This window comes from Coprococcus sp. AM100_B19A (assembly GCF_027662015.1).
Classification (GTDB): Bacteria; Bacillota; Clostridia; order Lachnospirales; family Lachnospiraceae; genus Allocoprococcus; species Allocoprococcus comes.
Map to the genome: position 1 here is coordinate 48,671 of NZ_JAQDKN010000011.1, position 22,308 is coordinate 70,978.

Below are 22,308 nucleotides of genomic sequence, written 5' to 3' on the forward strand. Positions count from 1 at the left end.
ATTGTGTATTACGAATCCAGTGATTTTTTGGAAACAGCGGACAGCGATACGTTAAAGCAGATTGCCCGCACAAGGGAATTAACACGGAAATATTATTTTTCTGATTATAGAGATACAGAAAAACGCACTTCCATTCTTCGGGAGCTGTTGGGCGGAATAGGGGAAAATGTGGCAATCGACACGCCTTTTCATTGCGACTATGGAAAAAATATTTTTTTGGGAAATGATGTGATCGTCAATATGAATTGTACCTTTGTGGATAACAAAACTATCCGAATTGGCGACAGGGTATTGATTGCGTCAAATGTGCAGATTTATACATCTTCACACCCTGTCTTACCACAGGAAAGGTTTGTGCCGGATTGGAGGGAACGTCAGACAACATTTTTTAGAACCTATGCACGTCCGATAGAAATAGAAAGTAATGTCTGGATTGGCGGCGGCTGTATTCTTCTGCCCGGAGTCACTATAGGAAAAAACAGCGTGATAGGGGCTGGAAGTGTAGTTACCCGCCCTATCCCGCCTAATTGTGTTGCAGTAGGAAATCCATGCAGGGTGATACGTTATTTTGATACAGACAGGGAAAGGTGGCAGCATGAAGTATAAGCATATCGTTTTTGACATTGACGGCACTCTGATTGATACGGAATATGCTGTATTACATTCTTTACAGGAAACTATAAAGGGATTGTCCGGGAGAGAGATAACATGTTCTGAACTAAGATTTGCGTTAGGGATTACAGGAACAGATGCTTTGAAAAAACTTGCGATAAAAGACACTTCCTATGCGATAGAATTATGGGATAAAAATATGCGTAACTATACAAATAACATTAAAGTATTTGACGGAATCGTTGAATTATTGAAAAATCTTCTAAGTCTGGATTATGAAATGGGGATTGTCACATCAAAGACAAGGGAAGAATTTACACATGATTTTTGTCCGTTTGGTATCAGTCATTATTTCAAAACAATCATATGTGCAGACGATACACAGGAACATAAACCCAATGCCGCACCGATTTTGAAATATGTGGAATTATCAAAAACAGACCATAGGAAAGTACTTTATATCGGAGATAGCAAATATGACAGTAAATGTGCGGAAAATGCGGGAATTGATTTTGCTTTAGCAGTATGGGGCAGTCATAATAAGCACATAAAAGCAGATTATTTTTTAGAAAAACCTGCCAATCTGTTATCTGCTATCACTTCAGAGAAATTTTATTAGCGATGAAAGATCGAACGAAAATGACTCCGAGGTATATTAAAAAAACTTGCTTGATCAATTATGGTGATTTTGATTAAGTAGCCTGTATGTAAAATAAAGCATACAGGCTACTTGTGGTTTACAATTCTCTCCAAAGAATCTTCTGCATCTACCCACATTTGCATATTTCCATCAAGATATAATCTTGCATATTCCAGTGGTTCGTCAATAGCAAGTGTATTTAATGCACAGTCTGATCCAGGCGTGGTTTTTAAGTCCTTCTCAGCTTCCCAGCAGTCAATGCGAAGCATATAGCCGGCACTGGTATAAACATCAATACTGTTGCATTGTGGATTATATTCTGCAAATATTGTTCTCATCGTATCTTATCTCCTTATCGATCAATAAATCATCAGTTACAAAAATCAGAAGCATTTCAATCAGTTCACCATGTCACTTTTATTTTGTGTTATACTGTTTTATATGATTTTCTTGCCCTTGTATTTTCCCTTATCAGAGTTTGTAAACACTGGCGGGACGATATAACACAAGGGAAACAATAAGGGAAAGCTCACCTGCGACAAATCCAGTGTTTTCAAGGGTTTACAGAGAATTTAATAACAAAATATAACAGTTATTAAATCTCTTAAAACAGGTGAAATCTCAATCGGAATTTGTTAAGTTGGTAGTAAATTTTTGCAATAATGAAGGTAAAGGAGAACATTTTATGAGTACAAGAAAGACGATAGGAGGGGCTTTGGGAGCCATCATTGTATTGATAGTAGCTCAAATATTAGCTCAGTTAGTGGCAAGTTTGTTTGTTTTGGTTAAAATTCCAGAAGGTATATGCAATATTATAGCAGGAATTATATATGTTGGATTAGCATTTGTTTTAAGTGAATTATTTTCAAAAAGACTACTTAAAATAAAAATAGAAAATTTGGGAATGCCAAAATTTTCAATTAAAGCTAAATGGATTATTGTAGGTGTATTATTACCTGTGACAGTAAAAGCGGTTTATCTTTTTTTCTTTTCTGGAAAGTACGTTTTTTCTGGAATGAATAGTAATCAGATTTTTTCAACACTGAGTGCTGGTATTGTTTTTACAGGCATAGCCGCTGGTTTTGTTGAAGAAATGGTTTTTCGAGGAGTTATTCTAAATCTGTTAAAAGAGAAATGGAATATTAAAGTAGCTGTATTAATTCCATCAGTTTTATTTGGATTAGTACATATTATAGAAATGGATTTTTCCATTATAAGTAGCCTGTTGGTTCTTATTGCTGGAACAATGGTGGGAATAATGTTCTCAATGGTTGCTATTGAAAGTGGTTCTGTTTGGAACAGCGGAATTGTCCATTCACTTTGGAATATTTTAATTATTGGCGGCGGTTTATCAATAAGCGAAAAGGCAGATGAATATTCGGTTATGACATATGTACTTGATTCAAAAGACTTTGTTTTCACTGGTGGAGAATTTGGAATTGAATCATCAATTATTGCACTATTAGGTTGCAGAGTTTTATTCTGTCTATGACGGCGATTATGATGATGCCTGGGATGACTACATGATCTACGGAGGATTGCCGCAGATCGTAAGTTTCCAGAGCGAACGACAGAAAGCGGACTATCTGAAGAACATCTTTGCAAATGTCTATCTGAAGGATGTTATTGAAAGAAATAAGATTCAGAACGTGGATGAGATTGGGATTCTGATTGATGTGCTTGCATCTGCAATCGGCGCACCGACCAACCCTTCAAAGATTGCCAATACCTTTGCCAGTGAGCGCCAGATGACTTATGCTAATAAAACCATCTCCAAGCATATCGACCATTTGACAGATGCCTTTTTGATTTCCCAGGCAAGCCGATACGATATTAAGGGCAGAAAGTATATCGGTGCAAATCTGAAATACTACTTTACTGATCTGGGACTGAGAAATGCACGTCTGAATTTCAGACAGCAGGAGCCTACTCATATCATGGAGAACATTGTTTATAACGAGCTGCTGATCCGTGGCTACAATGTTGATGTGGGTGTCGTGGATATCTTCGATAAGGATAAAGAGGGCAAACGTGTTCGCAAGCAGTTGGAGGTTGACTTTGTGGTGAATCAAGGAAACCAGAGATACTATATCCAGGTTGCATATGACATGACTTCGGAAGAAAAACAGACGCAGGAGTTCAATTCTCTGCGTAATATCCCGGACTCTTTCAAGAAGATCGTCATTGTAAATGGCAGCAAAAAGCCTTGGAGAAATGATGAAGGTTTTGTCATCATGGGAATGAAGTATTTCTTGCTGAATGCGAATAGTCTGGAATTTTAAGTCGATTTGAGTTGTTGCTGTGGTGTTGTTCTATTTCAAAAAAGAGTGAAATGATATAAATAAGGCCACGGCTGATTTCATATTGGAACAGCCGTGGCTCAGTTTATTTTTTTATCCGTACAAACGAGACTGTTCCGCAGATTATGTAGAACAGACAGAGTACGATTCCGATAGTGAGAACATACGAGAATAAAGATGAACTTAAGAACGAGATAAACAAAAGTTTGTTGAATTAAAAATGAAATAAAGTTCCAGTAATCATAGAGTGTATGGATTCAATTCCATATGCTCTTTTTCTTTACTGAAAAATCTAATGTTACGAGTTTCTTACGAGTGGTATTAAAAAAACTCGCAAGAAGACTCAGTTCAATGATTCTATCAAGATATTTTGCTCTCGTGATTGTTTTTATATAGTCACCCACTTTCAAAAATGGAAGTTTTTTCATTTTTCGAAAGTGGAAACTATGTAAAGGCAACCCGATTCTTTACTGAATTTCAAGAAAAATGCAGAAATTTCAAAAAATTTGCTTTTGACCACTGTAAAACATGCTCTGAGCGTTTCGTTATATGAAGGGATAATTTTTCTTTCATATTTCAAAGAAAAGAGAATAAAGAAATGTCAGAAAAAGATGTTATACAGTTCAAGAGTTACAGGAAATCTTAGGAAGCAGCAGGAAAATAATAATACTTCTGTTGCTGATGAAGTTGATTCGGAACTTCTGGCAAAAGTATTGGCAAATCCAGAGATGCGGGCGTTGCTCAATTCGCTGGCAAAGACGATGAAGTAATAAATTCTATATCCAAATGAGTATATTTATTGTGCATATGGAGAATTTATCTCCATCAAATCTATTGAAATCTCCATCATTTAGCATTAAAATGATGGAGATAAATTCAAAATGAAGGAGATTTCAATGAAAAATTTTGATTATATTACAAATCCTGCGAAGTTGCTGACACCTGAAATTGTTCAGATGGTTGGCAGTATTCATGAGCATAAAGGTAAACAGGAATTATTTCTGGAAGCAAACATAGATGAACTGAAAACACTTCTGGAAGTTGCTTTAATTCAAAGTACGGGAGCATCTAACCGAATTGAAGGTATATTTACAAGTGATAAACGTTTGGAAGAACTGGTAAGTCAGAAAGCAGAGCCACGTAATCGGTCTGAACAGGAAATTGCCGGCTACCGTGAAGTGCTGGCTACGATTCACGAAAGTTATGAATATATCACTCCAAGACCAAACATTATTTTACAGTTACATCGTGATTTATATTCTTATTCCCAAGGAAACATCGGTGGTACCTATAAGAATTCAGACAATGTAATTGCAGAAACCGATGCCGAGGGACACCAGAAAGCTCGTTTTATTCCAGTTCCAGCTTTTCAGGCTGCAGAAGCAATAGACGAACTTTGCGCTCATTTTCTTGAAGCATGGGAAGCAAATCTCATTGATAAACTGATTTTAATCCCCATGTTCATTCTGGATTTTCTGTGTATTCATCCCTTCAATGATGGAAATGGTAGAATGAGCCGTCTGTTGACTTTATTGTTGTTCTATAAAGCTGGATATATCGTTGGAAAGTATGTCAGCATGGAAATGCTGATTGAAAAAACGAAAGAAACATATTATGAAGCTCTTCAAGCAAGTTCTGTCGGTTGGCATGAGGATAAAAACAGTTATGAGCCTTTTGTTAAGTATTATTTAGGTATTATGCTAAAAGCATACAATGAATTTGAAAACCGTGTAGAACATTTGAAGTATCATAATCTTTCCAAGCCGGATAGAATTAAGGCGGTGATTGATAATAAGGTCGGTAAGATAACGAAGAAGGAAATTATGGAACTATGCCCTGACATAAGTAAGGTTACCGTTGAAAGAACACTGACGGATTTAGTTAAAAGTGGGTATATCGCAAAGGTCGGTGCAGGTCCATCCACCGGTTATGTCCGTATTTGAAAAATTATTTTCAAATAAATTACTTGTTTTGCTTTTAATTTCGATAAGAAGCATGTTCTTCTTTTACGGCCTGTAATTCGTCAGGATGCGATGCTAAATGAATGATAGCATTTATAACAAAAACGGACGCTTACTTTATGGAACGATTCCAACCCAATTTCCAGAAGAAACTATCCTCATGTCGAATACACCGCGAATGATAACCGGATCAAATCGAAAATGGATGATATATGACAGCGTTTACACTTACGGTGATGATAAGGAAATGTTCGAGCGCTTGGAATTTTCGTTTGAGAAGGATTCATTATTCAATATGAAGGTTTGGATGAAGCTACTGGTGAAAAAGAAAGGCCCGTATCCGTTCTGGATATGAGCCTTGCAAGAATTGGAGAATTGTAATCCTTAGATTTTACAAGTAAAATCTCTCCAGTTTTGTTTTAAAAAATTGAATTAATGGACCGTTGAAGCAGGCATTTATAATTGTACCAATCCCTACTACCGACCAGATTCCCGCCCCAGATGCAGTGGCAAATATGATTCCGATAATCACGACAACAACATCTGAAAGAATCCTTGCTTTATGGAATGGGATTTTTTGATGTGTCAGTTTCTCGATTATAATTGCGACACTGTCATATGGAGCGATTCCCATATCTGCGACCATATATAATGCCACTCCCATGGATGCCATCAGCTGAGCAATCAGCAGTGCAAGGATACGCAGTGGCAGATTCATCTGAATCTGCACTACATCATTTGCTACATAACAGATAAAATCTGCAATATATCCGACAAATACCATATTGATAATGGTTCCCGCACCAATGCAGGATCTTGCCTGAAAGAATACAACTACAAGAATGATCGCATTGACAAGCAACTGCCACGTTCCAAAGCTCCATCCGATAAATCCGCTGATTCCGAGATTCATTGCACTGAATGGATCCACGCCAAATTGTGAAAGTCGTAAGAAAGATACACATAATCCAATAAACAATATTCCCAGTACCATTCCGCCAGTTCTTTTTGTCTTTGTCATGACCTATCTTCCCTCCTGAACTTTTTTGCCTTTCAGCATATAGATTCTGGATTCAAAATCGGTACAAGGAGTCACATTTCCTGGCACTTCACCAGCTGTCACATCAGATGTGATCAATCCATAATTCATCAATTCATCTCCGTAATTTTCTGTATGATTCCATACATTTTCATAAACCATATCCGGGTCCAATCCCTGTAATCTAACACGGCTATACGGCTGATTCACTCCATTTAAAACACGATAGTAGCCTACGATTGCAAGCGTGCGGTCTTCATTTGTCACCATCCATACCGTCTCATTTCCTTCAAATGGACTTTTCAGACGATAAAATGTTCCAAACTGTAACACTTCTCTGTATTCTTTCATAAATGCGATTTGTTCTTTTACTTCTTTGATCTCTTCTTCTGTCAATTTGTTAAGATCCAGTTCATATCCAAAAGTTCCAAAGTATGCTACATTCGCTCTTGTATGTAATGGAGTATTGCGAAATACCTGGTGATTCGGGACAACAGACACATGGCTTCCCATACTGCTGAGCGGATAACACATAGAAGTTCCGTACTGAATCTTCAGACGCTCAATTGCATCCGAATCATCGCTTGTCCATCCCTGCGGTGCATAATACAGCATTCCCGGATCAAATCTTCCGCCACCGCTGGCGCAGGATTCAAATAATACTTCTGGAAACTCATTTGTCAACCGCTCGTACAGATCATATACACCCAAAATATAACGATGGAACACTTCTCCCTGTCTGTCTGAAGGAAGTTTGTTACTATAGCATTCCGTAATGCTTCGGTTCATATCCCATTTAATATATGAGATTTTCGATTCCGATAATAACTTTGTCATCATACCATAAATATAATCTACTACTTCTTTTCTTGCGAAATCGAGTACATACTGATATCTGCCGTGTGATGTATTTCTTCCAGGTGTCTGTAAAATCCAGTCTGGATGTGCTCGATAAAGATCAGAGTCTTTATTTACCATCTCCGGCTCAAACCAAAGGCCGAATTTTAATCCAAGTGCTTCAATTCTTTCTGACAGACCTTTGATGCCATTTGGCAGAAGCTCTTCATTTGCCACCCAGTCGCCAAGACCGGCTCTGTCATTTCTTCTCGCACCAAACCATCCGTCATCTAAGACAAACAGTTCTACTCCACATTCTTTTGCTTTCCCGGCAATCTCTACAAGGCGATCTTCTGTAAAGTCAAAATAAGTTGCTTCCCAGTTGTTATTTAAAATCGGTCTTGCCTTATCGCGCCAATACCCTCTTGCGAGTCTCTTTGCATACAGCTTCTGGAATGTCTGACTCATGCCATTTAATCCATTTTCACTGTAAACCAGAACTGCTTCCGGTGTCTGAAAGCTTTCTCCCGGTTCTAATTTCCAATCGAATCCTTCTGGATTGATCCCGGCTGTAATTCGTGTCACATTATGTGTATCTACCTCTGCCTGCATACGGAAATTTCCACTATATACAAGGCTTATTCCAATTGCTTCTCCTGCATTCTCATCTGTGTTGTGACGTTTTAAAGCAAGGAACGGATTATGTTCGTGAGAAGAATTTCCGCGCATGCTGTCGATAGCTGTTATGCCTTGCTCCAATGTTCGATTCTTAATATAGCGCTCTCTGGACCACGCACCGGACAACTGCATCCATTCATAATCCTTATCCGGAAGATCCAGGCTTAAGCTCATCATATTTAATACATGCAGATTTTTCTCACCAGCATTTTCAATATAAGCACTTCTTGCAATTGCACTATATTCATCAAAAATCGTATATAAAAGTGCCAGTTTTGCACCAGTCAGAGCATCTTTCAGAAAGATGCGCAATGTCTGTGCTTCCCCTTCGGACTCCGTATATGTTGCCGGCAATCCGGGAAGCTTTGGTTTTCCATCAATGATCTCATAACTGTCATATTGGAACTCACTAATCCTGCTGCCGTTTTCCTGCAACAATTCAATTGCCGGATGTCTGTAATCTGTCGTACCGTAAACCGGATATTCCTGTCGGATATGTTCCAATGAAAAAGTACGATCCCACTCATATATATACGATGTCATTGGGCGTTCACATTTCTCAACCAGATAAGAAAAATCTGCTTTATCATGAAGTCGTTTTCCAAAATATAATTGTCCCAGATGTCCATTTTCTAATACACATAAGATATAACTGATTTTTTCATTGTATAAATGGAAAGTTTTTGTTTCCTCGTGAAAAATAATCTGTCTCATATACTACCTCTTTTACAATTGAATTGTTGTCTCTTAAGCTGTCTGCTTTTTCGCATGCATTTCATTTACTTTTCTTGTGATTTCTTCCATCTTCTCACCTTTTAAAGTGTAGTATTTTTTGTAAATACCAAAGCTTGCACATGCAAGAATGATTGGAATCACAAGCATTAACACGCGAATACCCATTACGGTCGCTGCGCTCTGAGTTACCGCTTTTGCGTTGTATCCTACAATCTGAAGACCAATTCCTGTTAATCCACCTGCTACTGCCGTAGCTGCCTTCATAAGAAATGTCTGTGCAGAGCATGTTACGCTTTCATTTCGTACACCAAATTTTACTTCTCCATAGTCGATAACGTCTGCCATACAGCATGTTGTTACTCCAAGTGAAAGACCTGATCCGAAGAAAAGCAGTGCACAACATACAACAACTAATACATTACTCTGTGGTGCTACATATCCTGCTGCACCGAGCAGTACAAATCCAGCAATTGGAAGTCCACATGCAAATGCGTATACCTTTTCACGGCTAATTTTTGCTGCGATTTTTGGGAAGCATAAAAGTCCTGCCATCTCAGCAATAATTGCAAATCCAAAGATAGAATACAGATATTCATCGTGGCATACACATTTGAAATAATACACAGCAAAGCTTTTTGCAATCTGTGTACAAAGGTTAAATGTCAAAAGTAATCCGATAAATGCAAGCAACTGATCATTTTTTACAATTACATGAAATGCCTGTTTCAGACTTGTCTTTTCTGCTGATATACCTACTGTTGATTCCTCTTTTACATTAAATACAGTAATTCCGATTGTAACGATGAAAATAACTGCGATAATAATTGCAAAAAGTGTATATCCTTTTTCTGCGTAGAGATTGCTCTCGCCTGCTGCTTTATTCAGGTAATTGATAATATAAAGCCCAAATGTTGCTACTGAAAATCCTGCAAGACTTGCGAAAAATCTTGGAATCACGGATACTTTCTCGCGTTCGTGCGGATCATTTGTCAAGTTCGGAAGCCATGACCAGTAAGGTACATCCATGATCGTATAAGTCATTCCATATAAGATATACATAACGGATACATATACGTACAATGCTGTTCCTGACAGGTTAAAACTGTGGAATAACAAAACAAATACAACTGAATTTACCAATGTTCCGATTACAAGCCAGATTCTGAATTTACCAAAACGTGTATGTGTATTGTCAACGATCATTCCCATCATCGGGTCATTGATCGCATCCCATATTCTTGCTACCAAAAACAGTACGCCGACAAATGCCGGTGCCAGATACAAAGTATCTGTAAAATAAAGCATTAAAAATGCTCCTACTAAATTGCAAATCGCATCTTTGCCGATTGCTCCAATTCCAAAACATAATTTTTCTCTTGTAGACGCATATTTATATTGCGGATTTTTCTGAGTTTCTTTTTGATTTTCCATGATTCTCCTCCTCTAATACTCTTTTGTTTATTTGTTATCTGAGTGAAGAAACCTGTGCACTTGTTCCTTATATCTGCTGATACTAGTATAGCGTACAAAAAAAGACATCCGTTATACCTTTTTGTTAAGTATTATATCTCAAATGTTAGGTATCGGATGTCTTTTTCAACATTTCGTCTATTCTTTTTCGACTTCTCCTACATAAATTTTTTTATGTTTCTTGTATTCTTTCAGTTCGTTTTGTGCACTGATCAATCGTTCTCGGGCAGCCTTTCTGTTATCATTACGATATTGGGTCGGCGTCATTCCCATTTTCTGTTTAAATACTTTGCCGAAAGCAAGTGAATTGCGATAACCACAAGAAACTGCGATTTCCTCCACAGATAGATCTGTAAGTGCGAGCTGCTCCTTTCCTCTGGAAATTCGAAATTCCGTCAAAAATTCTTTCGGAGAGATTCCAAGACTGTTCATAAATATTGTATATAAATAGCTTCGATTTAGTGCCAAATAATTTGCTATATCTTCCACTGTGATTTTCTGTGAATAGTAATTCTTTATATAGGCAATTGCTTCCTGCACATGTATGCTTTCTTTTGTATCATTCGAATATTGCTGAATTTCAATCCCACGAGCCAGTACTGAGAAAAACTGATAGAGCTTTCCCTGGAGATAATAAAGATTTTCTGCAGTTGAACACGTATGATGAAGCATTTCAAATACAATTTCTTTCAGTTCTTCTCCATATTCACACTCGCATGTAAGCTGACGACTGTTCAGTCCGAGATCTCCGACAAATCTCTGTGCCTCCGTACCACCAAATCCTACCCAAAGGTAAGACCATGGGTCCGTTTTATCTGCCTGATAAAAGGTAAGGCTTTCTGGTTCAATCAGAAAAGCCTGTCCTTCTTTCAGCGGATACTTCGTTTCACCTACCTGATAGATACCTTTGCCCTTCATTACATAATGCAAAATATAATTGGGTCTTGCGGCTGGCCCGTAGCTATGTAATGGCTTGCATTCTGCAAATCCGCAGAAACACAAATGAAAATCTTTAAACTTTGGTTTCAACAGTTGTAATACGTAAGAATCTTCCATAATCTGTATCCTCTCTTAATCCCTAAGATCACAAGCACTTTCCAGTCATGCTTACTTTTGCTGTTGCTCACTCAGCAATAGTTAGTTTAACCGTTTTCCTTATTCTATCGCAGTATCGTGTTATTCTTCCATCAGTTTTCAAACCAAGTATTAATATGAAAATAGATCATACGCTCTCTTTTTTTGCAATATTTTATTATCTTGCGAATTTATCATTGTAACGAATATGCATATCTTTCCAATCCATGAACAATACGTAAAATACCTTTCCGTATTGCGAGTTCTCTACAATTCTTCCATGATCAAGCACAGAAAAATAAGTTCCGTCAGCTTTTCGAAGATGGAAGTGAATATAGTCATTTTCATTACCACTGTCAATCTGTTCCCAGATACTTGATTCTATCTGTTGCTGTTCATCTTCCCGGATCAAGTTGCGAAAACTTTTCTTAGTAAGTCTGAACAGTTCATCTATATCTTTATATCCTGACATATGAAGAAATTCATCATTTGCAAAAAATAGTTCATCATCTTCTTTGTCAGCTCTGTATATGATGAATGCACCTGGAAGATGTTCCGCGATATCCTTGAATGCGAATCCAAGCTGTTTGCGGGCACCTGACCGAAATCCTTCTCTGTAGACCATACATCCATTTTTTCCATGAAGCTTTATTTCATAAAGAGCGGCATCTGCGCAGCGCATGAGTTGTGAACGATTGGATGCAAATGTTGGATATTCTGCATATCCTAGAGAAATATAAAATGCATGTTCCTTACCATGGTATGAGAATGATTTAGGAAGTTTGGTGAATTTCTGCAGCTGTATATCTGCTTCTGCAAAGGTACAATTTGGTAAAAGAATGCAGAATTCGTCACCACCATTTCTTCCAAGTAATGCATCGGATGGGAAAAAAGTCTTCATGCTGTCTGCAAGATTCTTTAGTGCCCTGTCTCCGTAATTATGTCCATAGATATCATTAATAAACTTGAAATCATCGATATCAAGGAGCGCAGCCACAAAATGTGCTTTTGGATTTTTTTGAATCATTTTTTCTGCAAATTCATCAAATCCATAGCGGTTATAAATATTTGTAAGAGAATCTGTGTGCGCCAGTATCTGAAACTTTTTCTTATGTTCTTTTGCTACTAACCATACTCTGGTAAGAACTGACAGGAGAAGGCTTATTGTAAGAAATATTCCGATGATGATTATCAATAATGTGGCATTTCTCCATCCACTTTTAGGAGTTACTTCAAATTTCCAGTTTTCATCTCCTATTGTAAATGTATAAGAAACAGGACGATTTATTTGCCCATCTGATTGATAAACCACTTTATAAGTATCACTCCATGGAGCGTCTGTTTTGTATACAATCAAACTAACAAGGCATATGCCCAGTAAAAAAATAATAAGAGGCACAAGTGTTTTCTTTTTCACTCGGTTCACCTCATTTTGTCCATGGGAATTATTATAATAAAGCATTATATCACAGAAGTTGAAAAACAGAATAAGTTTTATGAAAAAACGGACTGTGCATAATCCTTATACATGAAATGAAAGAAATCCTTGCTGATGAAGTCGATCCAAAAGACAAAAGAAACATATTATGACCCCCTCAAACCAAACCCTCAAGTTTGCCCCTCAAACCATTATCAATGAAACGGATCAAAAGCTCTGTTCTTTCATGAGTGAAAGTCTGTATACACGTCTGCCGGTTTCTTCATAATGCTGATCCAGAAGATCACAGGTTGTCTGGAGATCGTTAATCCGGATGGCCTCCAACAGACATTGGTGTGTCCATACTGCAGCGCTTCCGTTATGAGAGGTATTTTGATCCGGTGTGTTTGGTTCTAAGCATTTGGCATCCTGAAGCGTTTCAGCATCTCCGCTTAACTGTCCAAAGCGATTAGCATTTTGAACCGAGAGGAACATGGCACCATTCAGTGGACTCAGCAGCTCCCACATTTTGGTCAGTCGGTTAAGCTGGGCAGAACGAATGATCTGCAGGTGGAATGTCTCATCTGCACGAACAGCCTTCATAGTATTGCCTTCGAGAATAGCCTTTCGAAATTCTTCAATACTGGCTTCCATTATCATGAGACTATAGTCACTAAGGAGGCAGTTACTTTTTTGGATTGCCAGTTTTTCAAGGCTGCCGCGCAGAAAAAAGACTTCATAAGCGTCTTGTGGAGAAAGCAGTGCGACTGTACATCCTTTGTTAGGACAGTAATCGACTAAACCTTCGACGGCAAGCTGTCGGAGTGCTTCGCGCACAGGACCTCGGCTGAGTCCGAATTTCTTGGCAATTTCAGCCTCTACCAGTTTTTCTTGAGGCTGAAGGATCCCATTGATGATCTGCTCCCGCAGAGATTCAAGAACAATTTCTGATGTAGTAGTATTTGATATTTTTCGTTGTTTCTGCATATTTACCTCATAAAATTTTCAGAATAAGTATCCGTTTTCGATAGGTACGCTTGGTTCATAGTAGAACATACCGCCAATTTTTCGCATGTTTCATTTCCTTACTCATTAATAGAAAAGATTACACGGATGTCTTTTGTCCGTTAGCAAAAAACTTATTATAATTATAGTGGATTGTTAACAAAAACGAAAGTATTATTTCCGTTGTTAACATTAAATTGAAATTGTTGACAATCCTATTAGCCTAGACTATACTTGTTTTATCAAGAGTGGCTCGGGAATTCTGCATTGTCAGAAAAAAATAAATCCTAAAGAAAAACAGGAGGCAACGCAGTAATTGATGGTTGTCGGACTGTCTGGTTTCCGAATAGTCCGATTTTCAGCAGAGAAGAATAATTATTATAGGAAGGAGAGAAATTATGAGACTTACAAATTTGACTTGGCCGAAAGCCCAGGAATATTTTGAAAAGAATGATATGGTACTTATTTCTATCGGCAGTATTGAGTGTCACGGTCGTCACATGCCACTTGGAACCGATACACTGATTCCGGAGCATTTGTTGGAAAAAATCGAGAAGAAGAGTGATGTTTTGATTGCTCCGACCATTCCATATGGTTCCTGCCAGTATTTAGCTCCGTATCCAGGTACAATTGATATTGACAATGAGGTACTCTATCAATTTTGCCGTCAGATTTTTCTGAGTCTGTATCGTCACGGCGCAAGAAAATTCGTTTTCCTGAACGGACATGGCGGAAACATCAAGATGATTGAACGCCTTGGCATGGAATTCGAAGATAAGGGCTGTCTGGTGGCTTTGCTTAACTGGTGGCTGATGGCATGGGATATGAACCCGGCGTGGAAAGGCGGCCACGGCGGTGGTGAGGAAACAGCGGCGATTCTTGGAATTGATCCGTCTTTAGTTGATAAGAGTGAGATAGGCGGTGAACTCCAGTTTAAGCACCTGTCTGAAAATCTGAAGACAACCGGTTTCTGTTCTGTTGAGTTCAAGGGAGTTAACGTTGATATTATTCGCAATACTCCGCATGTAACAGACAACGGCTGGATCGGACCGGATCATCCGAATACCGCTACAGAAGAGTGGGGCAAGGAGATGCTTGAGACCACAGCAAACTATATTGTTGATTTCATGGAAGAATTCAAGAAAATAAAACTTTCATAAAGAGGTGTCAGAATGGATAAAAAAACAACGCTGGAAATGATTGCAGCAATTTCAAATGCAAACGGTACATCCGGTTTCGAAGATGAAGTGGTTGCAGCGATTCGTCCTTACGCAGAAGGACTCGGAGAAATTACAGAAGATCGCATGCGCAACCTGTATATCCGCCGTAAAGAAAATAACGGCAAACGTCCGGTTGTTCAGCTTGACGCACATAGTGATGAGGTTGGGTTTATGGTGCAGGCTATCTGCCCGAACGGAACTCTCCGCATCATTCAGATCGGAGGTTGGGTTAACCACAATATTCCGGCTCATAAAGTCTTGGTTCGCAACCGGTTCGGAGAATATATTCCGGGGCTTACTGCCAGCAAACCTCCGCATTTCATGACAGAGCAGGAGCGTAAAGCACCTCTGGATATGAAAGATATCACGGTAGATGTTGGCGCTGTTTCTAAAGAAGAGGCGGTTGAAAAGTTCGGCATTCGTATCGGTGAACCCGTAGTGCCGGATGTGACATTTACATATTCAGAAACCACAGATCTGATGGTTGGCAAGAGCTTTGACTGCCGTCTGGGATGTGCGGCAATTCTTAAGACTATGCATACCCTGGCTGGTCAGGAGCTGAATGTGGATATTGTTGGCGCTTGTGCAGCACAGGAAGAAGTTGGTGTACGCGGTGCCACTGTGACAGCACAGGTAATTAAGCCGGATATCGCAATTGTTTTTGAGGGATGCCCGGCAGATGATACCTGCGTTGAGTCGTATATGGTTCAGACAGCTATCAAGCGAGGACCGATGCTGCGTCACATTGATGCCCGTATGATCACCAATCCGCATTATCAAAGATATGCACTGGATCTGGCAGAAAAGCTTGGTATTCCGGTTCAGGATGCAGTTCGTAGTGCCGGTTCAACAAATGGTGCAGCTATACATTTGTCTGAAAAAGCGGTTCCGGTTATCGTTATCGGAGTTCCGGTTCGCTATGCACATACACATTACGGAATTTCAGCTTATGCTGATTTTGATAATGCGGTTAAGCTGGCATGTGAAATTCTTAAAAGACTTGACGAAGAGCAGATTATGAGTTTTTAAATACAATACATTAAAAAAATTCTGGATTTTATGCAGGAGCTGAGATAAGCAGAAACTGCATAAAATCCATTTTTTATCTTCGTTGAAAAGATTTCGGGTGAGATAACACTGGTGGTCTGCCCCAAATGTGCTCAACCTTTGTCAGCCTCATTTAGCATACATCTTCAGTAAATGAATTATTTCTGGTCAAGTACGGACTGGATCTGCTTCATCAGCTGATCGTAGTTTGACTGATCGTCAATGCCACCCATGAAAGGTTCCCCAACGATATTTCCGTCTTTATCTACAAGAACGGTTGTAGGGAATGCCATGATGTTTCCAGCATATTTTCCAACTGTTGAATTAGAATCGAAAGTCAGGTTCTTGTAGGAAGCGCCTTGAGCTTTCAGGATTTCTTTTGCCTCTTTAATTCCCGCTTCATTGTTGTCTAAAGTATCCGTGTTGATACCAACAACTTCGCCACCCATTTCTTTGAGTTTCTCATTTAATTCATTCAGCTTAGAGAGCTCTCCGACACATGGCTTGCATCCGCTGAACCAGAAGTTTACAACTGTAACTTTGTTTTTAGCGAAAAGACTGTCATCTACATCGTTTCCATCCAGATCTTTTCCTTTGAAACCTTTGAATACAGCTGTGGATTCGTCTGATTTGGAGGAAGAGCTGTCAGAGGAATCGGATGCAGCAATCTCTTTCTCAAGCTTGGCAATTTCTTCTTCAATTCCGCGGATTGTCTCGATGTCTTTGCACAGAGTTTCATATTCTTCTTCAGAGAAAGAGTCTTTGTTAGATTCCACTGTGCTTGCGAGGGAATCAGCATAGTTTTCGCTCATGGCATCACCGGCAGCGTTCTTGTTCATAAGACCAAAGGCTTTGTCCCATGCATCTTTGTGATCAGCAAAAAGCTGGTTTTCCTGCTGGTAAAGGTCATCCCGTTTTTTGTTCAGCTCGTCTGCGCTGCCCGTTTCTGTTGTGGAAGAAGATTCCTGTTTTGTGTTTGTATTGTCTGTTGAGGAGGAATTTCCGCAGCCTGTAAACGCAAAAAGTACAGAAATGGCAAGGGATGCAGCAATTACCTTTTTTAATTTCATTGAGTTTGTTCTAAGTGTTTTGTTTTTCATGAGTTTAAATCTCCTTTTCAATTTTATTTTGTTCGTTTTAGTTTATTTATTGTCAGCCTTTTTTTTGTTTGAAAATCCGTAATGATAGCAGATTGCATCAGTCGGACAGGCTTTCATACATTCTCCGCATCGGATACACTCCGGATGGTTTGGTGTGTCTACTACATTGACATCCATCTTACAGACACGGCTGCATTTCTGGCAGCCAACACATTTCTCATGATCAACCTGAATCTTAAGAAAAGATACCTTGTTAAACAGTGAGTAAATAGCACCCAGCGGGCAGATCCATTTACAAAATGGACGGTAAAACAAGATGCTCAGGATGATAAAAAGCGCAAGAATTGTGAACTTAAATGTAAATAAATGTCCGAGTGCGGCACGGATTCCTGAGTTGGCAAGTGCCAGCGGAATTGCGCCTTCAAGTACGCCCTGTGGGCAAATGTATTTGCAGAAGAAAGGATCTCCCATACCAAGTGAATTGGTTACAAATGCCGGAAGTAGTATAACAAAGACGACCAGAATCACATATTTCAGATACCGCAGAGGCTTCAGTTTTGCGGTGGAAAGTTTCTTGCCCGGAATCTTATGCAGCAGATCCTGGAACCATCCAAACGGACAGAGGAATCCACAGATAAACCGTCCTAACAGAACACCTAACAGGATGAAAAATCCGGTGATGTAGTAGGTAAATTTGAATTTTGAAGAACCGACCACGGCTTGAAAAGCTCCAATCGGACAGGCACCTGTGGCGGCAGGACAAGAGTAACAGTTTAGTCCTGGGACGCACATCGTTTTTACATTTCCCTGATAAATTTTCCCTTTAAACAGATTCGGGATGTGAATGTTGGTCAGCAGTGTAGCAGCTGCCTGAATCCATCCGCGGAAGCGGGCCAGAAAGTTTTTGTTTGATTTCATTTTCTTATCCAATTCCAACACACTCCATACATAATTTTATTGCCTTACTAAGTACAACCGCTGCTTCTCCGCGGAAGATCCCGACAAGGAAAAACACCAGACCGGCTGCAAGTAAAAGAATCTGTGTTGCTTTTTCAGATTTCATTAAAATACTCCTTTCAATGTTCAAAGTCCGTTTATTGACCTTTCGATGTTTGCATTATACAATAGAGGGTGTAAAATTCCTGTTAAGAAAATGGAGAAAAATAAATTGAGATTATTAGTTGTTGAAGATGAGAAGAAATTATGTGATATGATTGCGAAAAGTCTGCACCAGGCAGGATATGAGGTAGACACAGTAGAAAAGGTTCAGGCACAGAATCTGGCGGATTATACGATTGAAGAGAATAGAATCGCAGAATTAGACCGACTTCGTACTTCTTATAACAAGATGCTTTTGCGACTTTCGGAATCATTTGAGACACAGCGTCAGTTTACAGGAAATGCAGCACATGAGTTACGTACTCCACTGGCTTTAATCCAGGCACAGCTGGATCTATACCATACAACAGAACATCCGGATAGTACAACAGTGGCAGGAGAGACTATTCAGATGGTAACGGAGCAGAATGAACGTCTTAGCAAGTTGGTCAGAACGCTTTTGGATATGAGCGAATTACAGACCGTATCGCGAAATGACAGAATTGAGCTCCATAGTCTGATCGAGGAAGTGCTGACAGATCTGGAACCTCTGGCACAGGAAAAAAAGGTTGAACTGATACAGAGGTCACAGGGAGCAGGAGCAAAGGCAGATGAAGAATTATTTTTGACAGGAAGTGATATTCTGATTTACAGAATGCTATATAATCTTGTGGAAAATGCGATTAAATATAATCGGGAAAATGGATCCGTTACGGTATCGGCAATAAAGGAGAAGAACAAAGTTATTCTGAAGGTTTCGGATACAGGAAATGGAATTGATGAAGCATTCAGGGAGCAGATCTTCGAACCGTTCTTCCGGATAGATAAGTCAAGAAGCCGGGAACTCGGAGGTGTGGGGCTTGGCCTTGCGATGGTGCGGGAAGTTGTGCGGGTTCATGACGGAACGATTGAAGTTTATACAAATAAGCATAGCGGGACGACATTTGAAGTGAAAATGGGTATAGGGGCAGACTTTGAAAAAGCAGTATAATCGGAAAACAATTCGCAAATCGATCATACTGATGTTTATCGCTTCCACCTGCCAGAACATGGAGAATCCGTCTTACAATTCACTTACCGTATCAAAAATAAACCAAGGATTATTATTTTTGATACGGTTTAAATTATTTCAGACAGACATCCATAAAATCCTGCACTACCGCCGTCGGCTTCCGCCCCTTCTGCCAGATCAGAAGGATCTTCGTCACCAGATCCGGTTCATCAAGCACCTGACAAGTCAGCCCTTCGCAAAGCGGCTCCATGGACTGTGGAAAGATCGCCGTGGCAAGCCCTTCCTTCACCCAAAGGGTAGCGCCCCTGGCATCATCACACAGGCAGAACACCTCCGGAACCAGATTCTGCGCGTGAAATGCATCCATAATCAGCTTTTCATAGCGCCGATAGAGAATTAACGGTCTGTGGACTAAATCTTCAAGAATGAGCGATTTTCTCCTTTCTGAAGGCATCTCCGGATTGGAGACAGCGATCATCGGCTCCGAATGCAGAACTGCGGACTCCACATCATCCAGCCGGAGCGGCGTGCGGACAACCGAAATATCGATGATCCCTTCCTGAAGATAATCATATAACGTATACGTGATCCCGTCGTGAACCTCAAAATTCACGTCGGGATTTTTCTTTGAAAATTCTGCGATAAACGGCATGACTGTGCCGACCGTCGTCGGCGTGATCCCGATTCTCAGAACCCTTTTTTTACCCGTTTGGGACACCTCAAGCTCTGTCGATCTGGCATAATCCAGAAGGCTCGCCGCACGGTCATACAAAAGCTTACCTGCCGCCGTCAGGATCACCCCTTTATGGGTACGCTCAAACAGCTGCACGTTCAGTTCATTTTCCAACTGCCTGATCTGATAGCTGAGGGGCGGCTGTGACATATTGAGCTTTCTCGCCGCTTCATTGATGCTTCCCGTATTCGCGATTTCCCGGAAATATTCCAGCTGTCTGAGTTCCATTTTCTTTTTTCCCTCCGTTTAGTTATATGATGATACCAGGGTCAAAAGGTCAGAAAGCCGATGCAAGCTTGCTTGCAAGAGGATTTTTGACCTCTTAACCCGACAAAAACATGAGTAAGTAGCCATTTTTCAAAGAAAAATGAGCGGATTACGAATGTTTTTGAGGATTGCGAGAGTGCAAAGCACGTAGCAATCTGGTATCAAATAGGTCAAAATACCTTTTGCCACTCACATTGTTATACTTTTTTTATATTAAGCTGTCATAAAAACAATATTATTCATATTGATGGTAGCGCATTATAATGAGTAGGTCAAGAAAAAACTAAGAAGTAAAGAACAGGAGTGAGTGTGTTTGAAGAAACTTTGGGTTTATCTGAAAGAATACAAGACAGAAAGTATTCTTGCACCATTATTCAAACTGCTGGAAGTCGTATTTGATCTTTTGGTTCCGGTGGTTGTCGCCAAGATCATTGATATTGGTATTGCAAACAATGACCACGGCTACATCGTAAAGATGTTCCTGGTGCTGATCCTCATGGCTGCAGTCGGTCTTAGCTGCAGTTTTACCGCACAGTATTTTGCTGCAAGAGCGAGTGTCGGCTGTGCAACCAATTTAAGACAGGCCGTATTTGACCACATTCAGGGCTTTTCATTTACCGAACTTGATACGATCGGTACGGACACCCTGATCACACGGATGACCGATGATATCAACCAGGTCCAGAACGGCATCAACATGGGACTTCGTCTTCTTCTGAGAAGTCCGTTTATCGTAATCGGTTCGATGATCATGGCATTTACGATCAACTTTAAATGTGCGCTAGTATTCGTTGTGGCGATCCCTCTTTTATTTGTCGGCGTCATTTTCATTATGCTGGTCAGCATCCCGCTTTTCAAAAAAGTGCAGGCTGCCCTGGACCGCGTCACAGGACTTACCCGTGAGAATCTGACAGGTGTCCGCGTGATCCGCGCATTTTGCCGCGAAGAAGAATCGGTAAATGAATTTGAAAAGAGCAACACCGAACTGACCAGGTTAAATGAATTTGTCGGAAGAATTTCCGCCCTGTTAAATCCATTTACCTACGTGTTGATCAACATTGCAACTGTCATCCTGATTGCAAGAGCAGGACTCCAGGTCAATCTCGGAACCATGCATCAGGGACAGGTTGTCGCGCTTTACAACTACATGGCACAGATGATCGTCGAACTGATCAAGCTGGCTTCCCTGATCATTACACTGAACAAGGCGATGGCATGTGCAGACCGTGTAGCCGGTGTCCTGGATATCAGGACTACCATGCATTATCCGGAAACCCCTTCTGCAAAGGCAGATCCTTCTGCAAATGAAGTTGAATTCGACAAGGTATCCTTCACCTATGCAGGTGCCGGTGCATCAAGCCTTTCTGATATCAGTTTCTCTGTAAAAAAAGGGCAGACAGTCGGTATCATCGGTGGTACCGGATGCGGAAAATCCACTCTGGTCAGCCTGATCTCCCGTTTCTATGATGTAACCTGCGGAACCGTTAAACTGAATGGACGCAATGTAAAAGAGCTTACCAATCAGGAAATCCACGACAAGGTCGGAATCGTACAGCAGCGCTCCGTCCTTTTCAAAGGCAGCATCCGCGATAACATGAAATGGGGCAATGAAAATGCATCTGACTCCGAGATCTGGGATGCACTGAAAGTTGCACAGGCAAAAGAAGTCGTAGAAGGAAAAGACGGACAACTTGATTTCATGCTCGAGCAGAACGGAAAGAACCTTTCCGGTGGACAGCGTCAACGTCTTACCATTGCCCGCGCTCTTGTGAAAAAGCCGGAAATCCTGATCCTCGACGACAGCTTAAGCGCACTTGATTTTGCAACTGACGCAGCACTTCGGAAAGCCCTCGCAGGACTGGAAGGAGAGACAACAACCTTCCTGGTATCCCAGAGGGTTGCAGGCATCCGCCAGGCAGACAAGATTTTAGTATTAGATAATGGAGAACTCGCCGGATCCGGTACACATGATGAACTTATGAAATCCTGCGAAGTTTATCGTGAGATCTATTTCTCACAGTTCCCGGAAGACCGTGCAAAATATGAAAGAGGGGAGATGTAGG

Annotated in this window: 21 protein-coding genes and 1 pseudogene; 11 read left to right on the forward strand and 11 right to left on the reverse strand. The window is 40.2% G+C overall.

Features of this window, described 5'->3' with window-relative positions:
• Nucleotides 1-3 precede the first annotated feature (3 nt).
• The gene (locus tag PGQ33_RS11570) at nucleotides 4-606 is read left to right on the forward strand and encodes a sugar O-acetyltransferase (protein WP_117674858.1); all 603 of its coding nucleotides are present in this window, start codon (nucleotides 4-6) and stop codon (nucleotides 604-606) included.
• Nucleotides 596-1,231 (forward strand): HAD family hydrolase, encoded by a 636-nt coding sequence (locus tag PGQ33_RS11575; RefSeq protein WP_118515955.1) that lies wholly within the window; start codon nucleotides 596-598, stop codon nucleotides 1,229-1,231. Before PGQ33_RS11570 ends, PGQ33_RS11575 begins: the two co-directional genes overlap by 11 nt.
• A gap of 107 nt (nucleotides 1,232-1,338) precedes the next feature.
• Here PGQ33_RS11575 and PGQ33_RS11580 read toward each other — a convergent pair whose 3' ends face one another.
• Nucleotides 1,339-1,590 (reverse strand): DUF6061 family protein, encoded by a 252-nt coding sequence (locus PGQ33_RS11580; RefSeq protein ID WP_118568760.1) that lies wholly within the window; start codon nucleotides 1,588-1,590, stop codon nucleotides 1,339-1,341.
• 347 nt (nucleotides 1,591-1,937) lie between these two features.
• Here PGQ33_RS11580 and PGQ33_RS11585 point away from each other — a divergent pair, with 347 nt between their 5' ends.
• The 5 genes and pseudogenes from PGQ33_RS11585 to PGQ33_RS11605 all read left to right on the forward strand — a co-directional run bounded on the left by PGQ33_RS11585 (nucleotide 1,938) and on the right by PGQ33_RS11605 (nucleotide 5,868).
• Nucleotides 1,938-2,744, forward strand: a complete 807-nt coding sequence (locus PGQ33_RS11585; protein WP_270205767.1) for a CPBP family intramembrane glutamic endopeptidase — start codon at nucleotides 1,938-1,940, stop codon at nucleotides 2,742-2,744.
• Nucleotides 2,722-3,534 (forward strand): annotated as a pseudogene (locus PGQ33_RS11590) (ATP-binding protein); the annotation flags it as partial. The gene PGQ33_RS11585 and the pseudogene PGQ33_RS11590, both read left to right, overlap by 23 nt.
• A 629-nt stretch (nucleotides 3,535-4,163) precedes the next feature.
• Complete coding sequence (locus PGQ33_RS11595; protein ID WP_270205768.1) at nucleotides 4,164-4,322, forward strand: hypothetical protein; 159 nt, start codon at nucleotides 4,164-4,166, stop codon at nucleotides 4,320-4,322.
• 111 nt (nucleotides 4,323-4,433) lie between these two features.
• Nucleotides 4,434-5,495 (forward strand): Fic family protein, encoded by a 1,062-nt coding sequence (locus PGQ33_RS11600; RefSeq protein WP_270205769.1) that lies wholly within the window; start codon nucleotides 4,434-4,436, stop codon nucleotides 5,493-5,495.
• Nucleotides 5,496-5,592: 97 nt separating this feature from the next.
• Nucleotides 5,593-5,868 carry a hypothetical protein gene (locus PGQ33_RS11605; protein ID WP_270204003.1) on the forward strand — a complete coding sequence of 92 codons (276 nt, stop codon included), beginning with the start codon at nucleotides 5,593-5,595 and terminating at the stop codon, nucleotides 5,866-5,868.
• A gap of 36 nt (nucleotides 5,869-5,904) precedes the next feature.
• Here PGQ33_RS11605 and PGQ33_RS11610 read toward each other — a convergent pair whose 3' ends face one another.
• The 6 genes from PGQ33_RS11610 to PGQ33_RS11635 all read right to left on the reverse strand — a co-directional run bounded on the left by PGQ33_RS11610 (nucleotide 5,905) and on the right by PGQ33_RS11635 (nucleotide 13,750).
• On the reverse strand, nucleotides 5,905-6,534 hold the full coding sequence (locus PGQ33_RS11610; RefSeq protein WP_117835951.1) for a YczE/YyaS/YitT family protein: 630 nt from the start codon (nucleotides 6,532-6,534) through the stop codon (nucleotides 5,905-5,907).
• Nucleotides 6,535-6,537: 3 nt separating this feature from the next.
• Nucleotides 6,538-8,781: an alpha-galactosidase gene (locus PGQ33_RS11615; RefSeq protein WP_270205770.1), complete on the reverse strand. Its 2,244-nt coding sequence runs from the start codon at nucleotides 8,779-8,781 to the stop codon at nucleotides 6,538-6,540.
• Nucleotides 8,782-8,814: 33 nt separating this feature from the next.
• Nucleotides 8,815-10,233: a melibiose:sodium transporter MelB gene (melB, locus tag PGQ33_RS11620; protein WP_117835955.1), complete on the reverse strand. Its 1,419-nt coding sequence runs from the start codon at nucleotides 10,231-10,233 to the stop codon at nucleotides 8,815-8,817.
• A 177-nt stretch (nucleotides 10,234-10,410) separates the two neighbouring features.
• Nucleotides 10,411-11,328 carry an AraC family transcriptional regulator gene (locus tag PGQ33_RS11625; RefSeq protein ID WP_270205771.1) on the reverse strand — a complete coding sequence of 306 codons (918 nt, stop codon included), beginning with the start codon at nucleotides 11,326-11,328 and terminating at the stop codon, nucleotides 10,411-10,413.
• A 196-nt stretch (nucleotides 11,329-11,524) separates the two neighbouring features.
• Nucleotides 11,525-12,763 carry a sensor domain-containing diguanylate cyclase gene (locus PGQ33_RS11630; RefSeq protein WP_270205772.1) on the reverse strand — a complete coding sequence of 413 codons (1,239 nt, stop codon included), beginning with the start codon at nucleotides 12,761-12,763 and terminating at the stop codon, nucleotides 11,525-11,527.
• A 228-nt stretch (nucleotides 12,764-12,991) separates the two neighbouring features.
• Nucleotides 12,992-13,750: a GntR family transcriptional regulator gene (locus PGQ33_RS11635; RefSeq protein WP_270205773.1), complete on the reverse strand. Its 759-nt coding sequence runs from the start codon at nucleotides 13,748-13,750 to the stop codon at nucleotides 12,992-12,994.
• 416 nt (nucleotides 13,751-14,166) lie between these two features.
• On the opposite strand from PGQ33_RS11635, the gene PGQ33_RS11640 reads away from it, so the two are divergent.
• Both PGQ33_RS11640 and PGQ33_RS11645 read left to right on the forward strand, forming a co-directional pair.
• Nucleotides 14,167-14,928, forward strand: a complete 762-nt coding sequence (locus PGQ33_RS11640; protein WP_270205774.1) for a creatininase family protein — start codon at nucleotides 14,167-14,169, stop codon at nucleotides 14,926-14,928.
• A 12-nt stretch (nucleotides 14,929-14,940) separates the two neighbouring features.
• Nucleotides 14,941-16,017 carry a M42 family metallopeptidase gene (locus tag PGQ33_RS11645; protein ID WP_195502451.1) on the forward strand — a complete coding sequence of 359 codons (1,077 nt, stop codon included), beginning with the start codon at nucleotides 14,941-14,943 and terminating at the stop codon, nucleotides 16,015-16,017.
• Between the two features lie 176 nt (nucleotides 16,018-16,193).
• Here PGQ33_RS11645 and PGQ33_RS11650 read toward each other — a convergent pair whose 3' ends face one another.
• Genes PGQ33_RS11650 through PGQ33_RS11660 form a run of 3 tightly spaced genes read right to left on the reverse strand, consistent with a single transcriptional unit; the run spans nucleotide 16,194 to nucleotide 18,198 of the window.
• Nucleotides 16,194-17,135, reverse strand: a complete 942-nt coding sequence (locus PGQ33_RS11650) for a TlpA disulfide reductase family protein (RefSeq protein ID WP_270205775.1) — start codon at nucleotides 17,133-17,135, stop codon at nucleotides 16,194-16,196.
• Nucleotides 17,136-17,177: 42 nt separating this feature from the next.
• Nucleotides 17,178-18,065, reverse strand: coding sequence for a 4Fe-4S binding protein (locus PGQ33_RS11655; RefSeq protein WP_117558043.1), 888 nt, complete (start codon nucleotides 18,063-18,065; stop codon nucleotides 17,178-17,180).
• A complete protein-coding gene (locus PGQ33_RS11660) occupies nucleotides 18,058-18,198 on the reverse strand; it encodes a CD1871A family CXXC motif-containing protein (RefSeq protein WP_020435933.1) in 141 nt (46 codons plus the stop codon). The genes PGQ33_RS11655 and PGQ33_RS11660 overlap by 8 nt, the downstream gene beginning before the upstream one ends.
• Nucleotides 18,199-18,345: 147 nt before the next feature.
• Here PGQ33_RS11660 and PGQ33_RS11665 point away from each other — a divergent pair, with 147 nt between their 5' ends.
• The gene (locus PGQ33_RS11665) at nucleotides 18,346-19,224 is read left to right on the forward strand and encodes a sensor histidine kinase (protein WP_270205791.1); all 879 of its coding nucleotides are present in this window, start codon (nucleotides 18,346-18,348) and stop codon (nucleotides 19,222-19,224) included.
• A 133-nt stretch (nucleotides 19,225-19,357) separates the two neighbouring features.
• Here PGQ33_RS11665 and PGQ33_RS11670 read toward each other — a convergent pair whose 3' ends face one another.
• A complete protein-coding gene (locus PGQ33_RS11670) occupies nucleotides 19,358-20,206 on the reverse strand; it encodes a LysR family transcriptional regulator (RefSeq protein ID WP_055248695.1) in 849 nt (282 codons plus the stop codon).
• A gap of 352 nt (nucleotides 20,207-20,558) precedes the next feature.
• Between PGQ33_RS11670 and PGQ33_RS11675 the strand changes: the two genes are divergently transcribed.
• Complete coding sequence (locus PGQ33_RS11675; protein ID WP_117824030.1) at nucleotides 20,559-22,307, forward strand: ABC transporter ATP-binding protein; 1,749 nt, start codon at nucleotides 20,559-20,561, stop codon at nucleotides 22,305-22,307.
• The last annotated feature ends 1 nt before the right edge of the window (nucleotide 22,308 follow it).